This window comes from Bordetella tumbae, from assembly GCF_054780995.1.
The window spans coordinates 154,598-172,870 of record NZ_BAAGVG010000018.1 but is presented as its reverse complement, the minus strand read 5'-3'; the positions used below and the strand labels follow the sequence as shown (position 1 = coordinate 172,870).

19 protein-coding genes and 1 pseudogene are annotated in these 18,273 nt (G+C 55.3%); 3 read left to right on the top strand and 17 right to left on the bottom strand.

Annotated features, from left to right (window positions below; translation table 11 throughout):
* The first annotated feature begins 21 nt into the window (after nucleotides 1-21).
* The 3 genes from ACYVI2_RS15620 to ACYVI2_RS15610 all read left to right on the top strand — a co-directional run bounded on the left by ACYVI2_RS15620 (nucleotide 22) and on the right by ACYVI2_RS15610 (nucleotide 3,442).
* Nucleotides 22-1,260: a tyrosine-type recombinase/integrase gene (locus ACYVI2_RS15620; RefSeq protein WP_415815199.1), complete on the top strand. Its 1,239-nt coding sequence runs from the start codon at nucleotides 22-24 to the stop codon at nucleotides 1,258-1,260.
* Between the two features lie 461 nt (nucleotides 1,261-1,721).
* Complete coding sequence (locus ACYVI2_RS15615) at nucleotides 1,722-2,555, top strand: KilA-N domain-containing protein (protein ID WP_415815197.1); 834 nt, start codon at nucleotides 1,722-1,724, stop codon at nucleotides 2,553-2,555.
* A 332-nt stretch (nucleotides 2,556-2,887) separates the two neighbouring features.
* A complete protein-coding gene (locus ACYVI2_RS15610) occupies nucleotides 2,888-3,442 on the top strand; it encodes a hypothetical protein (protein WP_415815195.1) in 555 nt (184 codons plus the stop codon).
* 87 nt (nucleotides 3,443-3,529) lie between these two features.
* Here ACYVI2_RS15610 and ACYVI2_RS15605 read toward each other — a convergent pair whose 3' ends face one another.
* From ACYVI2_RS15605 to ACYVI2_RS15525, 17 genes and pseudogenes are all read right to left on the bottom strand, one after another.
* Nucleotides 3,530-4,597 carry a head maturation protease, ClpP-related gene (locus ACYVI2_RS15605; RefSeq protein WP_415815193.1) on the bottom strand — a complete coding sequence of 356 codons (1,068 nt, stop codon included), beginning with the start codon at nucleotides 4,595-4,597 and terminating at the stop codon, nucleotides 3,530-3,532.
* A 71-nt stretch (nucleotides 4,598-4,668) separates the two neighbouring features.
* On the bottom strand, nucleotides 4,669-5,163 hold the full coding sequence (locus ACYVI2_RS15600; protein WP_415815191.1) for a hypothetical protein: 495 nt from the start codon (nucleotides 5,161-5,163) through the stop codon (nucleotides 4,669-4,671).
* A gap of 6 nt (nucleotides 5,164-5,169) precedes the next feature.
* Complete coding sequence (locus ACYVI2_RS15595) at nucleotides 5,170-5,598, bottom strand: hypothetical protein (protein WP_415815189.1); 429 nt, start codon at nucleotides 5,596-5,598, stop codon at nucleotides 5,170-5,172.
* 469 nt (nucleotides 5,599-6,067) lie between these two features.
* A complete protein-coding gene (locus ACYVI2_RS15590; RefSeq protein WP_415815187.1) occupies nucleotides 6,068-8,305 on the bottom strand; it encodes an AAA family ATPase in 2,238 nt (745 codons plus the stop codon).
* The gene (locus ACYVI2_RS15585; RefSeq protein ID WP_415815185.1) at nucleotides 8,302-8,625 is read right to left on the bottom strand and encodes a hypothetical protein; all 324 of its coding nucleotides are present in this window, start codon (nucleotides 8,623-8,625) and stop codon (nucleotides 8,302-8,304) included. The genes ACYVI2_RS15590 and ACYVI2_RS15585 overlap by 4 nt, the downstream gene beginning before the upstream one ends.
* Complete coding sequence (locus ACYVI2_RS15580) at nucleotides 8,622-8,825, bottom strand: hypothetical protein (RefSeq protein ID WP_415815183.1); 204 nt, start codon at nucleotides 8,823-8,825, stop codon at nucleotides 8,622-8,624. Before ACYVI2_RS15580 ends, ACYVI2_RS15585 begins: the two co-directional genes overlap by 4 nt.
* Nucleotides 8,818-9,078, bottom strand: a complete 261-nt coding sequence (locus ACYVI2_RS15575; RefSeq protein ID WP_415815181.1) for a hypothetical protein — start codon at nucleotides 9,076-9,078, stop codon at nucleotides 8,818-8,820. Before ACYVI2_RS15575 ends, ACYVI2_RS15580 begins: the two co-directional genes overlap by 8 nt.
* A gap of 275 nt (nucleotides 9,079-9,353) precedes the next feature.
* On the bottom strand, nucleotides 9,354-9,590 hold the full coding sequence (locus tag ACYVI2_RS15570) for a helix-turn-helix domain-containing protein (protein ID WP_415815179.1): 237 nt from the start codon (nucleotides 9,588-9,590) through the stop codon (nucleotides 9,354-9,356).
* 3 nt (nucleotides 9,591-9,593) lie between these two features.
* The gene (locus ACYVI2_RS15565) at nucleotides 9,594-9,887 is read right to left on the bottom strand and encodes a helix-turn-helix transcriptional regulator (RefSeq protein ID WP_415816461.1); all 294 of its coding nucleotides are present in this window, start codon (nucleotides 9,885-9,887) and stop codon (nucleotides 9,594-9,596) included.
* Nucleotides 9,888-9,980: 93 nt separating this feature from the next.
* Nucleotides 9,981-10,910 carry a hypothetical protein gene (locus ACYVI2_RS15560; protein ID WP_415815177.1) on the bottom strand — a complete coding sequence of 310 codons (930 nt, stop codon included), beginning with the start codon at nucleotides 10,908-10,910 and terminating at the stop codon, nucleotides 9,981-9,983.
* Nucleotides 10,911-12,145: 1,235 nt separating this feature from the next.
* Complete coding sequence (locus ACYVI2_RS15555; protein ID WP_415815175.1) at nucleotides 12,146-12,439, bottom strand: addiction module antidote protein; 294 nt, start codon at nucleotides 12,437-12,439, stop codon at nucleotides 12,146-12,148.
* Between the two features lie 6 nt (nucleotides 12,440-12,445).
* A pseudogene (locus ACYVI2_RS15550) lies at nucleotides 12,446-12,592 on the bottom strand (type II toxin-antitoxin system RelE/ParE family toxin); the annotation flags it as partial.
* Nucleotides 12,593-12,841: 249 nt separating this feature from the next.
* The gene (locus ACYVI2_RS15545) at nucleotides 12,842-13,786 is read right to left on the bottom strand and encodes a Csu type fimbrial protein (protein WP_415815173.1); all 945 of its coding nucleotides are present in this window, start codon (nucleotides 13,784-13,786) and stop codon (nucleotides 12,842-12,844) included.
* The gene (locus ACYVI2_RS15540) at nucleotides 13,783-16,161 is read right to left on the bottom strand and encodes a fimbria/pilus outer membrane usher protein (protein ID WP_415815171.1); all 2,379 of its coding nucleotides are present in this window, start codon (nucleotides 16,159-16,161) and stop codon (nucleotides 13,783-13,785) included. Before ACYVI2_RS15540 ends, ACYVI2_RS15545 begins: the two co-directional genes overlap by 4 nt.
* A 4-nt stretch (nucleotides 16,162-16,165) precedes the next feature.
* Nucleotides 16,166-16,945 (bottom strand): fimbrial biogenesis chaperone, encoded by a 780-nt coding sequence (locus tag ACYVI2_RS15535; protein ID WP_415815169.1) that lies wholly within the window; start codon nucleotides 16,943-16,945, stop codon nucleotides 16,166-16,168.
* A gap of 72 nt (nucleotides 16,946-17,017) precedes the next feature.
* Nucleotides 17,018-17,539, bottom strand: a complete 522-nt coding sequence (locus ACYVI2_RS15530) for a Csu type fimbrial protein (protein ID WP_415815167.1) — start codon at nucleotides 17,537-17,539, stop codon at nucleotides 17,018-17,020.
* A gap of 71 nt (nucleotides 17,540-17,610) precedes the next feature.
* Nucleotides 17,611-18,165: a Csu type fimbrial protein gene (locus ACYVI2_RS15525; protein WP_415815165.1), complete on the bottom strand. Its 555-nt coding sequence runs from the start codon at nucleotides 18,163-18,165 to the stop codon at nucleotides 17,611-17,613.
* Between the last annotated feature and the right edge of the window lie 108 nt (nucleotides 18,166-18,273).

The window sequence follows — 18,273 nt, the reverse complement described above, 5'->3', positions numbered from 1 at the left end:
ATCAATAAAAAACGCCCCCAGATGAAGCTGACAGACGCAGTTATCAAGGCCAAGACAAGGGCTCTGCACGCCTTGGCCAAGGACACCGGCAAGCCACAGAAGTTGGCTGACGGCGCAGGCTTGTATTTGCTGTTCACACCCGCCGGCGGACGATCATGGAATGCAAAGTACCGGATCTCTGGAAAGGAAAAGCGGTCAACTTATGGGCAGTACCCGACAATCACCCTTGCCCAAGCTCGAGAACGGCACCAGGAGGCCCGTAAGCTGCTTGCCGAAGGGATAGACCCCGGCGAGAGAAGGAAAGCTGATAAACGAGCGGCCAAAATGGCAGCAGCCAATTCCTTTGAAGCAGTCGCAAAAGAATGGCTAGCCGAGTACGGGCCAACCGTTACAGGGAGCACTTATGACCACGCCAAGGCGTGGATGGAGAACGACGTATTCCCGTGGTTAGGCCGTCGACCCTTAGCCGAAATCGACGCCCCCGAGATTCTGGACGTGCTCAAGCGTATTGATGGGCGTGGCGCTCGACATACCGCCCACAAAGTACGGAGCAAAATCAGCCTAGTATTCCGGTACGGTATCCGTCACGGGTATTGCCGATCAGATCCTGCACGCGATCTGATCGGCGCCATCCCTCAACCGAAAACAACCCACTTTGCCTCAATCACGGATCCGGCCAAGGTAGGGGAGATGCTCCGAGCGTTCGAAGGCTTTTCCGGAACGTTCGCTGTCCAGTGCGCCCTCAAGCTCGCCCCTGTGCTATTCGTACGGCCCGGCGAACTCCGTACCGCCGAGTGGGCGCACATTGACTTAGACAAGGCCGAATGGCGCTATCGGGTGAGTAAGACCGGAACTGATCATCTAGTGCCCTTGGCTACCCAAGCGGTATCCATCCTGCGCGAACTTCATGCGCTGACCGGTCACGGCCGATATGTGTTCCCAGGAGCACGTAGCCACGAACGCCCCATGTCGGAAGCAGCGATCAATGCCGCACTAAGACGGCTGGGGTATGACACACGCACCGAAATAACAGGCCACGGTTTCCGAGCTATGGCGCGCACTATCCTGCATGAGGAACTAGGACAAAAGCCCGAAGTCATCGAACATCAGTTAGCCCACGCCGTGCCGGACATGCTGGGAGCCGCCTATAACCGTACCAAATTCATCAAGGAACGACGCGCCATGATGCAGATATGGGCGGACTATCTGGACTCTATCAAAGTAGGTGGGCATGTCATTCCCCTTGCGCGAGCGTCGTAGAGCAACTGCCAACCGGACAGACAATATTTCCCCGATATGACTACCAAGGCTGAAAAATGACACTCATGTGTGAATCAATGTTCTACGCAGAGACACAAATCAGGGCCACGATATCTCTACTATATCTTGTGCGGAAAAACTAGAATTAGCATCACTGCGCACAAGATGTTGTGGATTTTCAAAAAAATAGTGTCCGCTCACTATCGCATAAACGCATGTAATTCATAATGCGTTCTGATGGTTACAAAATAACCAAAAATGCCTTTAACTTTCCGCTTGTAACCGCTATCGGCTACCGCGAAAATAGCTCTGTCCCAAAGGAAAAAGGCTCGCCTACTACCAATAGACGAGCCCTTTTGAGACTCCACGCCGTGACAGCTATGCAGACTCACTTGTGACAGAGCGCATTCTGCGTATTGCTGACGGTCCAGTCAACCGCATTTACAAAAAAGGTATGCGGAATGGTCAAGCCACAGCATCAGTACTCACTATCCCTGATCCCACATCATGTGGGCAGCTCCATCGTACAGCAACGAGCAAGCGATGGATACATTAACGCGACCGAACTCTGCCGAGCAGCAGGCAAGCGCTGGAACGACTATTTTGAGCCCAAGCGTAGTCAAGACTTCTTTGAAGCCCTTGCACGCAAAACCGGAAAACCGGTATTGCTTTTAATTCAAAGGGTTAGGAACTCAGATGGAGTGGCTAGCACTTGGATACATCCTCACATTGCGATTAATCTGGGCCAGTGGCTGTCAGCGGACTTTGCGGTTCAGGTATCAGAATGGGTTCACAGCTGGATGTCCGGAAAGGGCGCAGCAAATGAGCCGGCGCCTCTGCCGTATCATCTGCAACGCTATCTGGCTAACGATGTGCGAGTTTCGCCCGGGTATTTTTCTGTGTTGCAGGAAACGGCTCTTAATCTATTTGGGCCGATGCACAACATCGGATTTCAGATCCCCCAGGGATGGGTGCCCGATATCTCGGTGGGCAAGGGATTCTGCAAATGGCTACGCGACGAAAAAGGCATAGATACCGATGAGCTACCAACATATATGCATGACTATCAGGACGGGCGCATCGTCAAAGCCAATCTTTACCCCGACGTCATGCTTGCGGACTTTCGGACATGGTTTCGTACTGTGTGGTTGCCTGTGAATGGCGTCAAATACTTCAAAAGTAAAGACCCTGGTAGCCTAGTTTATTTGGATCGCCACCCGGCCCTATCTGCAGCGCCGCGCCCCACACTCATTCCGAGCCGTAAAAGCCACCGAAGCCGCATAAGTAGCCTCTAGACAGAAGTAAGCTCATTGCCGCCCATTTCGGGCGGCTTTCTTCGTGAGCAAAGGAAATAGCATCAATTATGGCGTCAGCACCATTGGGAAAATCGGCAGAAGGCGCAGCAAAGCTGTTTTTTATAAAGGATATAACCCCCCTCAGCCTGCACACTATAAAACAAGCCAGAAAGCCCTTTTAGATCAATAGGTTGATCTAAAATTATTATTACCCCCTATAGAGTCCCCGTGACTAGCGAGCGCTCGGGGTTCGAATTACCCTTATCTCGCCCTTTCTCCTAGGGGCCCCCGGGCTTTGCGCTAACCTCGACAATATTTAGGGACAATGCATCATGGGCTTTCGAATCAAGATGAACCCGCACAACACGCTCTTCAATATTGCCTTTTATCATCTGCGCACTGCAGAGGATAAAGTACAAGATGACACGCCTGATGGCCTGACTTTAGATTGTGTGAGCTGCATCGTGTTTACGGCCTTCGCCGTCGAAGCCCTTCTCAATTTTGTCGCCAAAGAAACAGACTATAAAGAAAACCCTGGCGATAAATTTCCCCGGCGTTTGAAGTCTCTCTGCGAGTCCGTTGGAATGGAGTACGACGCTGGTAGACAACCCGTCCAGTCGATTCAAAGACTCCAAGCTATTCGCAACGCTTTGGCCCACGGCAAGCCATACCATTCTGTTTCCGAAGCCAGCTCCAAAGCCGAGCTTGATGCGGCGATGAAGTATGGATGGAGGTCCGACTGCACTCCTGAGGCAGCCCGGCGTTTGTTTGATAATGCGAAAGCCTTTAAGAAGCAGCTACTCGATTGCTCAAAAATACCGCCGGGTCAAGAGCTTGACTGCGCCATCGGCGGGTGGGCCGAAGTGCAACGCCCCACTGCTCCATAGTAGCAATGGGGCGCTCACTTATATGGGGAGTCGTCGCCGATCGCTGCTGTCGCAGGTAAGCGTTACTCTCAAATGCAAACTCACTTTCTATTGTTTGTTAACGAGATGGTGTGAGCGCCCGTCGGATTGTTCTTGACGTCGCCTTGCATAGACGTCTTTCGGCAATTGCTCCAGCACAGAGGGGCCGCCTGCAGGTGGTCTATTATTGAGAACATCAGCGTCACTCGCACTCACGATCTCATCGAAGATGCGTTCCCTGATGCTTTCGAGATCGAGCCCGGATTTGACGAATTCGATAGATCTGAGCCTGGGAAAACGAGCAGCGGTACACAGACTCTGAACATCTGATGCAAACTGGATATGGCGCTGTGCAACCTCACGTGAACCGTTTGATGCTTTCAAAAGCACCGCATCCGTTAAATGCGAGAGATTGCGAGTACGGCACTCTGCACGAACGTATTCTTCGACCGTTTGAGCGGTGTCGACCACGCTGTCTTTCTGCTGGCGCTGTGCCCCGCGCCTCATACTGGCGATCAGATCTTCTGGTATGGATTTGTGCTTGGCCAGCATTGCAATCGCGTCAGCTGAGGCCACCAAACGTACGGGGTCCTCTACCTCGTCACAAAACCCCAAGCGCATGGCCTCATCCGCGCCCATCCATGTTGTCTCATCCATCATGCGTTCTATTTCGGCGGCGGGTTGGCCACTTCTCTTAGCATAAGCCTTCACAAAGTTTTTCCGCTGCTCATCCATCATGTCAGCCAGATTGCGAAGGTCTTTTGCCTCGCCACCCGTCACGGTCCATGGGTTATGGATCATGATCATGGCATTTTCAGGCATGACGATCCTATCCGCCGCCATCAGGATTAACGACGCAGCAGACGCCGCAATACCCTCCACACGACCCGTAATTTTCCCTTTATAACGGGTCAGTTCGTTATAGATGGCGTTCGCCGCAAAAACATCACCGCCAGGCGAGTTAATGGACAGCACAAAATCCTTTCCCCCAGGAGCAAGGCGCTCAAGATCCTTAATGAAAGTCTCTGAGGTAATGCCTCCCGCGCCTATCTCATCGTGAATGCGGATTTCAACACGGGAATTTCTGGCATTGACACTGCTCTTAATGGTGTACCAGGGTTGCTTGTTCATACTCATAAAACCATTTCCTTAAATCGCAGCGCGATCGTCAAACTGCGTAACGGCCGCGCTGCTTGATAGCTAGTAGCTCAAAGAGGGAATCCGAGAATGGCGCGGGGATTGGCATCAGCACGACGCAAGACCGTCTCGCCCGCAGCCTCTAGACGCTCAAACTCGGCCTCTTCTGCCAGTTCCAGCTCATAGAGCTGCGCCTCTAGGCGAGCAAGCTCCGCCCCCTTGTCCGCCACTTGTCGGCCCTCTACGCCCGCTTTCGCAGCGTTAATGAGTATGGAACGGAAGGCTTCGCGGTTGGTGCTGACCAACAACGAAAGCGCGAGATCGGGGACCAGCTTGACACGCTCATCTAGCAACGGCCACTCAGTACCCCCAGTATGACGAGGTTCATAAGCGAGCTCATAGGCAAGATCCGAGAAATTGCGCTCGCTGGTCTTTTCCTTTGCGTTCAACCAGCGATCGACACGAGCGGCTATTCCAGCATCGTCCAGCGCCGCTCCTTTTACCTCGCGAATTTCGGCCTTGAGGGCTGCGATTTGTGTGCGGATCTTGTTCAGCTTTTGTGACATGGTCTCTTATCTCCATCCCAAGGTTTCAAACAGTTCGGTCTGATACACACCGCCCCCAAACTCGTCAGCTACAGCCTTAACAACCCCCTCGCCGACCGAGATTGCGACTTGCCAGGACTCCTCCATACGCTGTTTCTGCGCTTCAATCTGAGCCCGACGGAGTTTTGCCGCCTCGATACGATGGCCGAGAATATTCCAATCGCTGCGTCCATCATTCGCGCTGCTTTTCCGAACGCGTTCACGATCGTTCTCCATGTTTTTAATCTCGGCGTGCACCTGGAGATACTCGTCCGATACGGACATCAATGCCGCATGTGCCGCTTTACGTTGACTGACGAGACGACTCACCTTGTCGATCAATGCCGGACTGAGCTTCGCCATAAACTCAGCGTGAATATCTGACCGGGTTTTTTCAGGCTTGTTGACCTGTCCCATTGCCTTACTCCTTGCCCTCTTAGGGCTGATTGCAGCCTGATGCAAACTCCATAGATTCAGGCTGCGGTTAAGTGCGCGATGCCCGCCCAGTACCGGCTTGGCCGATTGGGTCTGACATTTCGCACGGAACATGTTTTGCTTTGCGCTATTGCTCAGTGAGGTCGGATGAAACACACCACGGCGCACGATGCCCCGCCATCTGCGGGGCATATACGGAGCGGATGCGTATCACCATAGGCGGGCGGCAAATCGTCTCTGATCGAGCAGTAGCCATAAGCCGCCCCCGGTCGGCGCAGATGTATGCACCGCTGACAATTGCTGTCCTCCAATGCCAGGAGGATTTCCGCCTTGTGGGTGCGGATGTAGCGCCTCAGTTCGTCGGTTAAATCGCCCGATACGATGAGCCTGCTGGGCGGACGTACCTCGACGTGCAGGCCAGCCTTGTAGAGCGGAGAGAGTAGGGAGTCCATCAAAACTCCTCCTCTTTGCTCGCCGTAGCAGCGGCATCAGGGGCAGGCAAAACCGCCCGATTAGTGCCCTCTGAGGTCACAATATCGGCGTTATTTTGATTAAGTTGCTCATCCCCAGGGAGTGTGCACCTTAATATTTTTCCGCTCGGCTCATCGCCCGGAAACCCGCATGAATACTGGCTTTGATTAAGATTCTCAAGGTTGGGATTTTTAAGGTAATCATCACCCCCTTGAACACCTAAATAACTCGGGATACGCCATAGCCACATACCGCCACCGCGACGGCCTTTTTCGCCTTCACGATAAGACTCGGCCTTGAGTACCGCGGATGCGCGGCGAATGGTTGCCCACGAATGACCCGCGTCCGACGATTCGGCTTTGATTGCTTTGACGGTCATGGGGCCAGCGGCCAACATGTCGCGCAAGAACTGGGTAGCCTCCTTTAACGCCGTAGCTTCATCGTCCTCAGACTCAGGCCCTTCCACCGCCCCCAGGATGTCGCGGGCAGAGCCCTCGATCTTGTCACCCCACGCGACGCGAGTGGTCTGGATGCCGCTGTCCAGACTGGCCGGTTCGATGAAGTAGGTAACGCCCCCGTCATCTACGGATATGTTGCTCTTGGCCCTCGCCAGAACTCGACCCTCGTGGCCATCCTGCTTGGCAGCGACCAACACTGCCCGAGCGAATGCACCGAAAGCCTGAGAGCCTATAACGCGTTCCTGTGGGGTCGTCCCTGCCGACCCCTTGGAAAAGTGTGTAATACCCAGCACGGCGCAGTTATGTGCGGCAGCGAAGTCCACAACAGCCTGCAATCCCCGGCGTACATCATTAGCGCGGTGCATATCACCAGCCACGGCGCTCACGATCGGATCTACCAGAAGTAAGGATGCGCCCCCGATCGCCGAGACAGCCGCCGTGAGGGTCGGGATATCCCGCGCCGGATCAAATGGCAACATGTCGCCAGTCATTGGATCCGTGACGCCCTGAACAAAGAACACGCGGCGTACGTCTGCGCCACATGCCATCAGGCGCGGTTTAAGCGTGTCGGCAGGGTCATCCTCGCTCGACCAAATCAGGACATTCCCCGGCTCGACACACTGTTGTCCGTCGGGCCAGATTCCCCCGGTGGTGACCGTTGCCGTCAGTCCGAGGGCCAATGTGGTCTTGCCTGTACCCGCAGCGCCAGCCAACAAGCTCAGTTTCCCTCGCGCTACCCATCCATCCCATAACCAATGAATAGGCTTTTCCTCGACGTCGGCCGCACACATCAGCGACACACTCCCAGCTGACACATCCTTGGGGCGTTCGGTAGCGGGTGATGCAGCTATCGCCTCCTGTACGCGCTGCCGCACGGCGTCCAAGCCGGACAAGCGCCCCATGTCGTTGAAATCAGATGGCAGCTTTCCATCTATCTCGGATCCAGTGGCGAACGTGGGCAGGGCTACCAGACCGTTGACGGCGCCCGCGGCCGCAATCGCCGCTTTCTGACCCGTGCCCGAGTTATCCACATCCCCACACACCACAATGCGCACATGGGGCAGCTTGGCGCGCAATGCGGTGGCCACCGAGCCCAAGTTCCCGGCGTTAAATGCCACTGCAACTGGGTGGCCCGTTGCCTCATAGAGGGTCGCACCGGTGGCGTAGCCCTCCACCAGCAGCAGCACATCGACCGGCTTACCACCGAATGCGTAATAGCAGCCGCGCACCTTGCCATGTGTCTTAAAACGCTTGTGGCCATGCGCATCAATGAACTGCAAATTCCACAGTTTGCCGGCCGCATCCCTCAGGGGGACTAACAGGGTTCGCTTGTCGTGGAATTCACGCAGCCCAATCGGTTTTATCTCCTTCGCAGTGCAATAGGGGTTATCGGCCAAAGCATCCCGCGCCTTATCCCAAATAGCTGCGCAAGCTTCAGCAGCAGTCTGATGCTCTCGGGCCTGCTCCTTCGCAGCGGCCATACGTGCGGCCTTGATGCGCTCTCGGTGGGCCTGCCTTTCATGCTCTGAAAGCTGACGCTCCGCCTTTGCGCACCAGGTCTCTTGCAGATCCGTGGCCCAGTCGCCATAAGCGCCAGCAGCAAGACCATCATCGTGCAAAACATACCAACCGCTCTTGCGCCCTGGCTTGTTCGTATCAAAGCGATGCAGCTTGCCGTCGGCCACAATGACTTTCGGCATCAGCCCGACTGCGTGCAGCGCCCCCGAAAATTGTTCCTCAATAGACATAGTGATGGTCATTGATCAGCCTCCGGAACGAAGTGCTTTTCGGCCCAGTCGCTGAGCCCACATGCCTCCAACCGCAGCGACTTAGCTGCAAACTTGATGAGGCCCAGCAACGACATCACGTCCTGAGGCGAAAGCGTTCGATGATTGCTATCCGACTCCGTGTCCACAGCATGGCTGAGCAGAATGCCAGACACCGTCTCGATACCAGCGGCTGCATCAACAGCGTTTTCAGAGAACGTCACGAACGGTCCAGCCCTGCGACGTGCGGCCTCTTGGTGTACCCGGTCGCTAAAGAAATGCTGTGCAGTGTCGATATAAGTAGGCGCACTCATTTGGCCACCTCACCGTTGACGGCAACATCGATCTTGCACGCCAGATCGGACGCGAGCCAAAGAATGTTGTCTCGATCACGTTCGGACAGCGCGTTAAAGCTCTCCTGGCCATTGCCATGCAGCAGCATCAGCAAAGACGACAACTGCGCGGCGTTGTTCTCTGTTTCGAGCGGATCAGTGTGCTGAGTCTGATTAACCATGATGCGCCCCCGAGATGGCTTGAGCGACACCGGTGCAAAAAGCCTGGTTCCAGACATTCGTACGTGCCGTGCATTCGCGCGGATCGGTAGCGCGTACACCCGCCAGATGCAACGCAAGCAGGTGGTCACGCCATGCGGCCAACGTCATCGAGGGCTTGGCATCAGCAAACCAGCGATGAGCAGCGTGTACGGCTTCAGTAGTTGTAAAGGGGAAAGACGTTTGCTCAGAACGAGCGAGGGCATTGGCACGCATAGCGCCTCCTATCGAGTCGTTAGACCCGCTCCTCATCGCCAAATGAGGTGGGCGGGCAGAAAGCAGGGTTGGCGAACCGGCTCGATAGGACACCGGCAGGGCGTGAGCCCTCCCCGCAATCGCCCGCCCAAAGAGGGTGCGCAATAGCGTGCGGACGTAAAAAAACCGCCTGGCGGCGGTCATCCGCCTATCGAAAATCTGGTCGCCAAACCAGGTCGCGTTTGTTTTCGCGACGGCCAAATTATGGCGAAGTATCGTCAGCAGCGCAAGCGTAATCATGCCTCGCCCCCAAGCACATACACACCCACACGATGCGAGTTACCGGATTCGGTGTAGCGTTGCGTCCAATGAGTGCTGATGTCGTAGCCCTGTTTACGGAGCTCGAACACTCGGCGCGGCACATGGAGAATGTCTAGATGGCGGTATGCGTGAACGGTATCTACCGGCCCGCGCTTCAGCGCAGCTAGTAAACGCCCTCGTTGCGCCTCTGCGCTATTCCCGGCAAGAGGCATCGCTTAGCCCTCCACCTTGGAGGCGTTAGCAGCCTGCCATCCAGCGGGATCCGCCAACCATGCACGGATATCCGATACCAGCCAGGCGCTGACACGCGGGGAGAGTTTTAGCGGCTTCGGGAGTCGACCTTCAGCACACCATTTCCATACTGTTGACTTGGCCAGCCCGCTGACTGCTGCAACCACAGGCAAACGAACGTAGCCTGTAGCGGGCAAAGCGGCGGTGTAGGTTTCTGTGCAGTGTACCGGCTTGGTAGACGGTGCGGTACGACCCGGACTTATCGTGGTGGCGTGCATCCCGGATGCGCTCCATGTCATTGATCATGGAGTCAGGATGCTGGACCTACGTAATACAAGATAGGGCAGCTACCAGCTGGCACGCCCCTTTTGCTAGGCAGGCGACCTATTTTTGCTAGCAAACATGCTATCTGGCAGAGGCTTCAAATAGCCATAAATAGTTGATTCCGCTTGCATATCTGAATAGATAGTGTTGTTCTTGCGAGCGAACTCTAATACTGACGGAAGAATGGTACGTACAGCTTGCTGTCGACTTTTCCATTGACCACTATCCGGGAGCATCTCGGTGGCCAATCGTCTCGCTTCTTTGGCAATTACCAGATATTTTTGACTCCGACCAATTCCGCCTAGCCGCCCTAAGCCATTAGAAGCTGGCGCCCCCGCATCAGCGAACAAGGATTGCTTTCCCTCCTCCTCCTGAAGCATTCCAAGGTACCGCAAACCCTCAAGCGCTTGTCGCAAATTGTTCTGATCGATATCCAAAACATCATGTGCCTGCGCCCACAGCACATCGTTCAATCTATTCAATACGAAAGCAGCCATCATAGATACGGGACTGATATCCATGTCAGATGACAAATATCGTTTATAGATAGGTCGCGGTGGATCGTCGACATCAAAAATTCTTAACACAACGAACAAGCCTTCAGCCGTTCCTTGTGCGGGCGGAATCCAATCCGACTCATCGTTAAGTTCCTCCAAAACCTCATCCAGTGATAACCCAACGCCCCCCTGATGCAAAGTCCTGGAGATCTGGAGACGGCGCTCCGGATCTCCACTTCTCAAACCGTCTAGCAGCTCACGCCTGTTTCTGGAGATCTCTTGCTCGCAGTTATTCGCTAGTTGATCCGACAACTTAGTTACCGTCTCCATGCTTAGGCTCTGGCCCGCAAATCGACATCTAGTTTCAATGTAGAGGTCGAACACTTCCCGGTACCAAGCGTTTTCCGGCTGCACATTGATACACCACACCAAATCTCCTGAGGGATCAACTGAGTCATCAAACGAGAAAGCCTTACCCATTCTGCATCGTCCTATGCCGTCCAAATTTGAAGCCAGCACCAGGCCGGTAGACGTTCCGGCTTTTCACCCCGTCGGGTTAGGTGCTGGCATAGACGAATCTATATTCATATAGATGATACTGGACGTATTCACAGCAAGGCCCGCGAAAATTGTTAATGCGGTAATTCATGTCCGGACGGCTGGCCAAGAACCAAAAAACCGACTGTTGCGCAGCGACGGTAGATCGCCTCAGAAGGCGGATTTCCGCCCTGTTTGGCCAATGTTATTTAGGTGATCAAAGGGGGGATGAACATCTTAAAAATCCCAACCTTGAGAATCTTAATCAAAGCCAGTATTCATGCGGGTTTCCGGGCGATGAGCCGGGCGAAAAAATATTAAGGTGCACACTCTCTGGGGATGAGCAACTTAATCAAAAGAAGAGCAGAAATACGCATATTCGATGCGATTGGCTTCCTCTCGGGTTTCGAGATTTCTTAGTATTTCCACTCCCTTCGGAAGTGGAGCCGACAACCGTGGGCCTGAGAGCTGCGCTCGCCGCCGACATGGCAAAACAGGGATAGACGGAAAACCGTCTTTCGCAAATGCGCACACGGTATGCAACTAGGTACCCGGCTTTCAGCGCCCGACACTATGTCCCGTCTGGGTAGAGAATTCCTCAGATATGAGGAATTGAGCCACGGTGCATTGCCGGAATTCCAGCAATCTCGATTCCGGTAATTCCCGGCATCTAGAGGCGACAAATTCTCGGGTGAAAATTCCGCCCTTTGCTCAACCCAAGAGTCCCGAAAACGGAACAGTACCGTTTAAAGGAGGGGGCCTGTGGATAACTCAGACTATCAGAATGACGGCAACGCAGGAATTCCGCGTAGATGACCTAACGAAACGCGAGGTCATCGGGATCAACACCGTGTCTGTGCACCTCAATGATGACGTCGTGTTTCGCAACCGCACCCGGACAAAGACTGCCCGAAGTAACCACAGCGATGGGGTGCGGAAATAGCACCTCACCCCTTTGACCGTTCGTCAGGCCGGAATAGTCTACGAACGTATATGGTCGTCTCCCTCCAATGCCATAAATTTGGGGGCGCTTTTGGGGGCGCAATGAACTTTAAATAACAGAATATCGAGTGTTTATGCGGGTCTCCGAACTTTGTTCCATTCCTTTCACCGCACCACACGCAGTACTAGGGTTCACACAGCAATTTGATGCCGTCAGCGCCGTGTCTTCCTTGCGATCACGCCAATTCGGCATGCAACCGAATACCCAGCGCTCGTACGACCTTCCAAATGGTGGCAAATTCGGGATTACCGTCACCCGAGAGCGCCCGGTAAAGACTCTCCCGCTTAACGCCTGTATCACGGGCAAGTTGACTCATGCCACGCGCACGGGCAATTACACCGAGCGCGTGCGCAATGAATCGCGGATCGTCCCCCGCCTCTTCAAGTGCCGCATCAAGGTAGGCAGCCATTTCCTCATCGGTACGGAGATGGGCGGCAGAGTCCCACGGGCGCGTTTGTATTTTGGTCATGGCAAATCAGTCCAAATCAAGCGAATTGGCAATAACTTTAGCTCGCGCAATATCGGCCTTTTGTGTGCTCTTATCGCCACCACACAGCAATATCACCAACACAGATCCACGCGGAATGTAATACACCCGATAACCCGGACCATAATCGATACGGTCCGCCAGCCTATCCGCCTAAATCCTGAAATTCTGCATTCTCGCCAAGCATCCAGTCGAATCCGACCGATCCTATTAGCGGATAATCCTCAGACGAGGGTTGGATCCATCCGGCCCTCCCAAATGGCCGCTCGGTAATCGGGCTCGCGTATGAATGAGTATGAACACACGAATAAATCTAGGTCGGTCAACGCGCCTAACAAGCAACCGTCACAGGCGATCGTGGTGCAGGGGGTCCGAGCGAGGCATTCAATAGCTCAAAATCATGCGCACCGTATCCGTGTAGCCCCCCGCGGGCACATTATTTTGCGCAGGATTGATAATCGCGCGATAGGGAATTAGCTGAGCAGCACCGTTACCCGTGCCAACCACCATGGTCGTGGTATTCCATACTGTCGAAGTGTCAGGAATGTAGATGTTGTATTGCAGCGCATTGGCGCCGCTCAACATCCTGCGCCAACCGTCCGCCGGATTATTTCCCATATCGAAGCCCACGCTATAAGTAGCCTGCGGCGTACAACGCACCTGGACATTCTGAGTGACAGGCGTGAAAGCCGAAATCAGCGCAGCACTGCCGAAACTTAAATCTGGCGCACTGTCGATAAAACAATCGTTCAATACCTCAAGTGTCACGTTGATCGCTTTCGCATCGCTTTTGGTTTCGTTATGACAGAGGCCAAGGATCTCCTGAGAACAAACACTCCATGACCAGCCCACGTTGATCGTGTCGGTATAAATCCCTTTGGGCAATTGAATGCCCGCCTCGGGTCTCACATACAGAGGCAACGCGCCGCCTGGGGCGGTGAAAAGACTCAGCAGGCCCGTCACCGTCGAGGCATTCCACTTCACGGTCGAGCCGAGGTTATAAATCGTCCCACAGCTTGCATCTGCACAAATCGCATAGGGCAGATAGGCGCCCGCTTCGGCGTTACGCAGGCGGGGCGTTGTTCCCAGCGCATTGCTATTCGTGTTTAACGTGGCATCGATAGTGTTGGTGCTTGATAGGGACGACGAGTTCCCCGTGCATTTAAAGCCCGTACTGCCTTGCGTCGAGGTGGATGGGCTAGCCGCGGCGAACGAACTCAATGTCCCTAAGTTGACCGTACCGTTCGATGCGGTACATGTCGCCGCCCACGCTATCGAGCTGGTCAGCATCGCAATGATGGCAAACCAGACCAGCAATACATGTTTCATGGTGAGCCCTCCAGCGCGCGCAATGCACAGCTCAAGGGCCCGACCTGAGCGATCTGTGTCTGCTTCGGATCGAGCGTAAAGGCGACCTGACATTGCCGTCCCTCGGGCGTAACGACCTTTACGCGGTTGTCGCGTTGCAAGCCTTCAAAATAGGCCTGGCCGTCCCAGCCGACCACACTGCTGACACCACTATTAAGTTCTGTCGCACGACTACCCAACGAGAGCGGCTGGCCATCGGTATCCACCAACGTCACGGTGGCGGACACTCGTGTTTGCAAAGAAAAATCCAATAGAAATCCGCTGCCCTGACTGACGGCCACTCGCTTTTCGGTATCACCGGCGCGCACATTCGCAGGCAATTGCAATGTATCGATCGCGAACTTTGCCGGGGTGTAAGACGTGACCCAAGGAACGAGCAATTGCCCGCGATCATTGGTCTGCCCCATGAGCTGATTTTCATAACGCACGGGCACATTGCCATAGCCTTGTGTGCTGACGACCACAAACGCATCGTTGATTTGATTGCTGGCGAAAACCGCGCCGTCCATCCACACTAGCGAGCCGCTCAGTCCTGCCCAGCGGGTGTAATTTCCGCGCTCGCCATACAGGCCGCCTTGCAGTTGCATAATTTGCGTGCGCCAAGTCATATCCGCCTGCTGATAATGCTGACCGCCACCGCTATAACTCACGTTTGCCCCAATACCACCCTGACTCGGTACTGCGCGGCTCCATGAGACGCGCTCGGTGTAGTTGTGCTCGGAATCGCGCGTCACCGCCGAGCTCATCATGCCGTAACGGTCTAGCGGGATCACAAGCTGCAGCAGCGCGCTATAGCCCTTGGCGCCGAGCTCCTTGTTGACCGATAAATAAACGCTGCTATTGCCCCACAGCGAACGGCTGTACGAGAGATTAAGCAAACGCGTACGGCTGCCATCATCGGCGTGAACGTCGAAATAACCCGTTCCTACGGAGCCCAGACTGTTCAAATTAATCGTCGCAGTCGCTTGATCGCTGCGCCGAGCCAGGCGCGACATCGTGCCTAATGTACTCAGATCGTCATAGTCTCCAACACGTTGCACGCGCTGCAGGGCCAGACCAAAGCGGCCCGAGTAATAGGAATAGCCCGCCAGATACTGCCGGCCGTTTGCATCAGGGCTGCTATTGCTGCGACTGTTGCTGGCCGCCAGACTCAATGTGCCCAATACGCCCACACCAATATCGGCTCCCGCACCGATGAGTTTAAGACCGGTCGCAATTTCTCCGTGGGCGGCGAGCGTCAAATACGGATTTACGCCGTAGCGATAAATCCCACTCGCCGCCGTAGTGCCGTATGAAAAATTGCGCACGCCATAATCCCGCCGCAACTTTCCCACAGACAGATCGAAGTCGCTCAACCCCGGCGCCAGCAGCGTATTCGACACATAAAAGGGCACGCTCGTTGTCACCCGCCTGCCCAAAGCATCCGTCGTCACCACCGTGGCCTGGCCCGCGCCGTTGATATACGGTACGTTAGACAGCGTGAACGGACCTGGCTGCAACTCGGTGCTGCTGGCCTTGGCGCCGTTAATGAAAAGGTCCACAGCGCTGGGCACCGCCGCATCGCCGCTGAAATTCAACATCGGATATGTCACGAGATCGGGGCGCACGGAAAAATCGCGCGAAAAACGTAAGCCTCCCAGACGCACGGAGTTGCTCCAGTTGAGCGAACCGCTGACGTAGTCGCCCAACTGATAACTGAACATATTGCGTTGATCGTTATACCGCCAGTACGTGTCGTAGCGCATATAACTGTCCCGCGCTCCGCCAGACTCGGTACCAGAGCCTAGGTAACGCGTATAGACTCCCGTATTCGAGATCATGCCGAAACCATCAAACAGCCTCTGCTCAGTCAATGCCGACATATACCTCAGCCCGCCATTTGCCGGATCGGAGTAATAGACGTCATAGTTGAACAGCGCCCCGAAGCTGCTGCGCGCCTGTACTGGCGCGATCGGGTTTGTCGCGCCCACGTATTGCATAGGCAGCCAATCGCCAGGCACGGTCAGATGCAGCATCTGACTCGCGCCGTCGTAATCGACCGTCACCCCCGCGAGTTGATCAACTGCCACAGGCCCTGCAGCGCTGGCGGGCACTTGCAGGCCCAGGCTACGCAGGGTGTCGGCCTGCATCCAATAATGGCCATCCCGCTGTTGCATGGGTTCAACGCGAGCACGGTCCTGACCATTCACGGTGACGCCCAGATAGTAATTCAGCACAACGTCCGATTGCATTGCCTCGGGCGCGGGCGGCAACCCTTTAGCGCTATGTGCGGCGTTGGCCGTACACACCATCCATGCCGCCCCTGCAGCGACAATGACCCACGGCACTCGAGACATCGATTCACTGTGCGGGAATGTCGACAGGAGGAGCGTTGTCCGCCAATTGCGCCGACAATTGCATACCGGGTGCAGGCGTCATCACATGGTCTGGCAGTTTCCAACGCATGCGCTGCCCGGCCAGCACGTATCCCAACAGACCATTGTTGAATGTGACTTTCGCACCATTGCCGGACCAACTTACCTGGCTCAGACGCGCGTGCACCGTCCCCTCATTGCTCACATCGAGATAGCGCATGCCATGCACGGTCGTCAATTGCCAACTCAATTTTGGCAACGTCGCACTGGCGGGGTCTCGCTCCATATCGCTGCGTGGCTGCGTCCACACGCCTGAGCCCGTAACAAAAAAGGGCAGCGAATAACGCATCTGAAACCTCACGCCTATACTCTGCGGCTGTGGTTGGGCGGCCGCGTCCGGAACCTCGTCAATCAACAATCGGTAGGAGTCCTCGGCGCGCGTGGGCAGCGGGCCTTGGCGGATCAAGCGCACCAGCTGCCGCTTGCCGGGCTCGATCCGCGCAAAGGGAGGACTGGCCACAATATCCTTCTGTGCGGCGTAGTGGTCCTCGTAGTCGGCTTGACTCCAGGCCATCAAACGCACTTGCATCGTAACGGGATGCTTGCCGCGATTTTCCAGCCATAGCGCCGTCGCCGACTGATCCGATTCCAGCACGGGATTGACCGGCCAGATGAGGAGCGCACTCGCTGCGTGTCCCACACCGCACACCAACATCGACAACGACAAACACCATCGCCATAGCAACCAGCGAAATAATCCAACCATCTCACACTCCGTGCAATGTGCTATTACGAACGCCTCGATCCGCCTCACGGTGCGATTGTTCTCATATAGAACTCAATAACTCAGCTCGACCACGACGGTGTCGCGATACTCGCCAGCAACCGGAAAACCACTGCGATTGAGCATCCGCGCATAGACCGTATAGGTCTGGGTGGATGGCGGAAAATTGTTGATCGTCAACGCCTGTGCGCCCGTACCCCACACGGTCGTACGCTGCGTGTCCTGATATAGCTGATAGGCCAACAACTCGGCACCATTCACTCGCTTGAGATAACGCGCGCTGGTGCTTGCTCCATGCAAACCGCTGCCCAACGCCACGCTCACACTCATGCCTGGCGTGCAGGTCAGTGTGACGGAGCCATTGCCAGCCGTACTCACCGCATCCCGCCCGCTGGAGAGGTCCGTGGCGGTACCGAAATCGATGGTCCCCAAATCGCTCACGGCGCTCGAGGCACTGGTACCGAATACGCAACCGTTGATCACCACCGCCTGCACCTGAAACGCGCGGCTGACGGGGGAGAGATCAGCGGCACTTTGAGCGGTAACGAAGACTAGCAGCCATGGCAGCATCCGCATGACTCACCTCGGTGTCGGTACACGAGCCGCAGGAGGGTGGCGCTCCCCCACCGGGGGCATGGAGCGCTCGGCTACCAGGTCAACGTCGCCAGCAGCGTGTCGGTATACGTGCCCGCAGCGGGCATTACGATTGACTGCTCGGTAGGCTGCGCTCGGCCGAAGAGCATATAGCGAGGCTTATCGGCTGACGGGCCATTGCTCTCCACTGCGACGCCCGCTGAGATGGCAAGATTAAATGCGGAATCCGCATACAATCGATACGCGATTCTGCTGGATGACGAGCTCGTATTCGTCATATAGCGCAGATCGCCGTCCATCTCGCCGTCGATGGTCAGGACGGCCGACGTCAGCCCCTGACTGCATGAGATCTCGAGCGCGGCGTTACCTGACACACCGACAAATTGAGCGTTCTTGGTATTGACCAAATCGCTGTGAGTGCCAAAATCCAGGGTCCCCCATTGTTCTGTCCCGCTACTGGCATCGCTCCCGCTGGTGACCATGCAACTTGGCTCGATGACCATCTGCACGCCGATCTGCCCAGATATCGAACCCGCGTTCGCAATCGACATCTGACCGAACGTGGTCATTACTGCGCAAACGGCTATCCATCTTTTGCTGAACATCATGAGTCTCTCCGCAGGGAAGGGTGGCATCGGGAGCCACGATCAATGAGTTAATGAAATTAATAGACATTTATTGAGACAATAATCTGAAATTTAGCGCTTCCTTCAGAA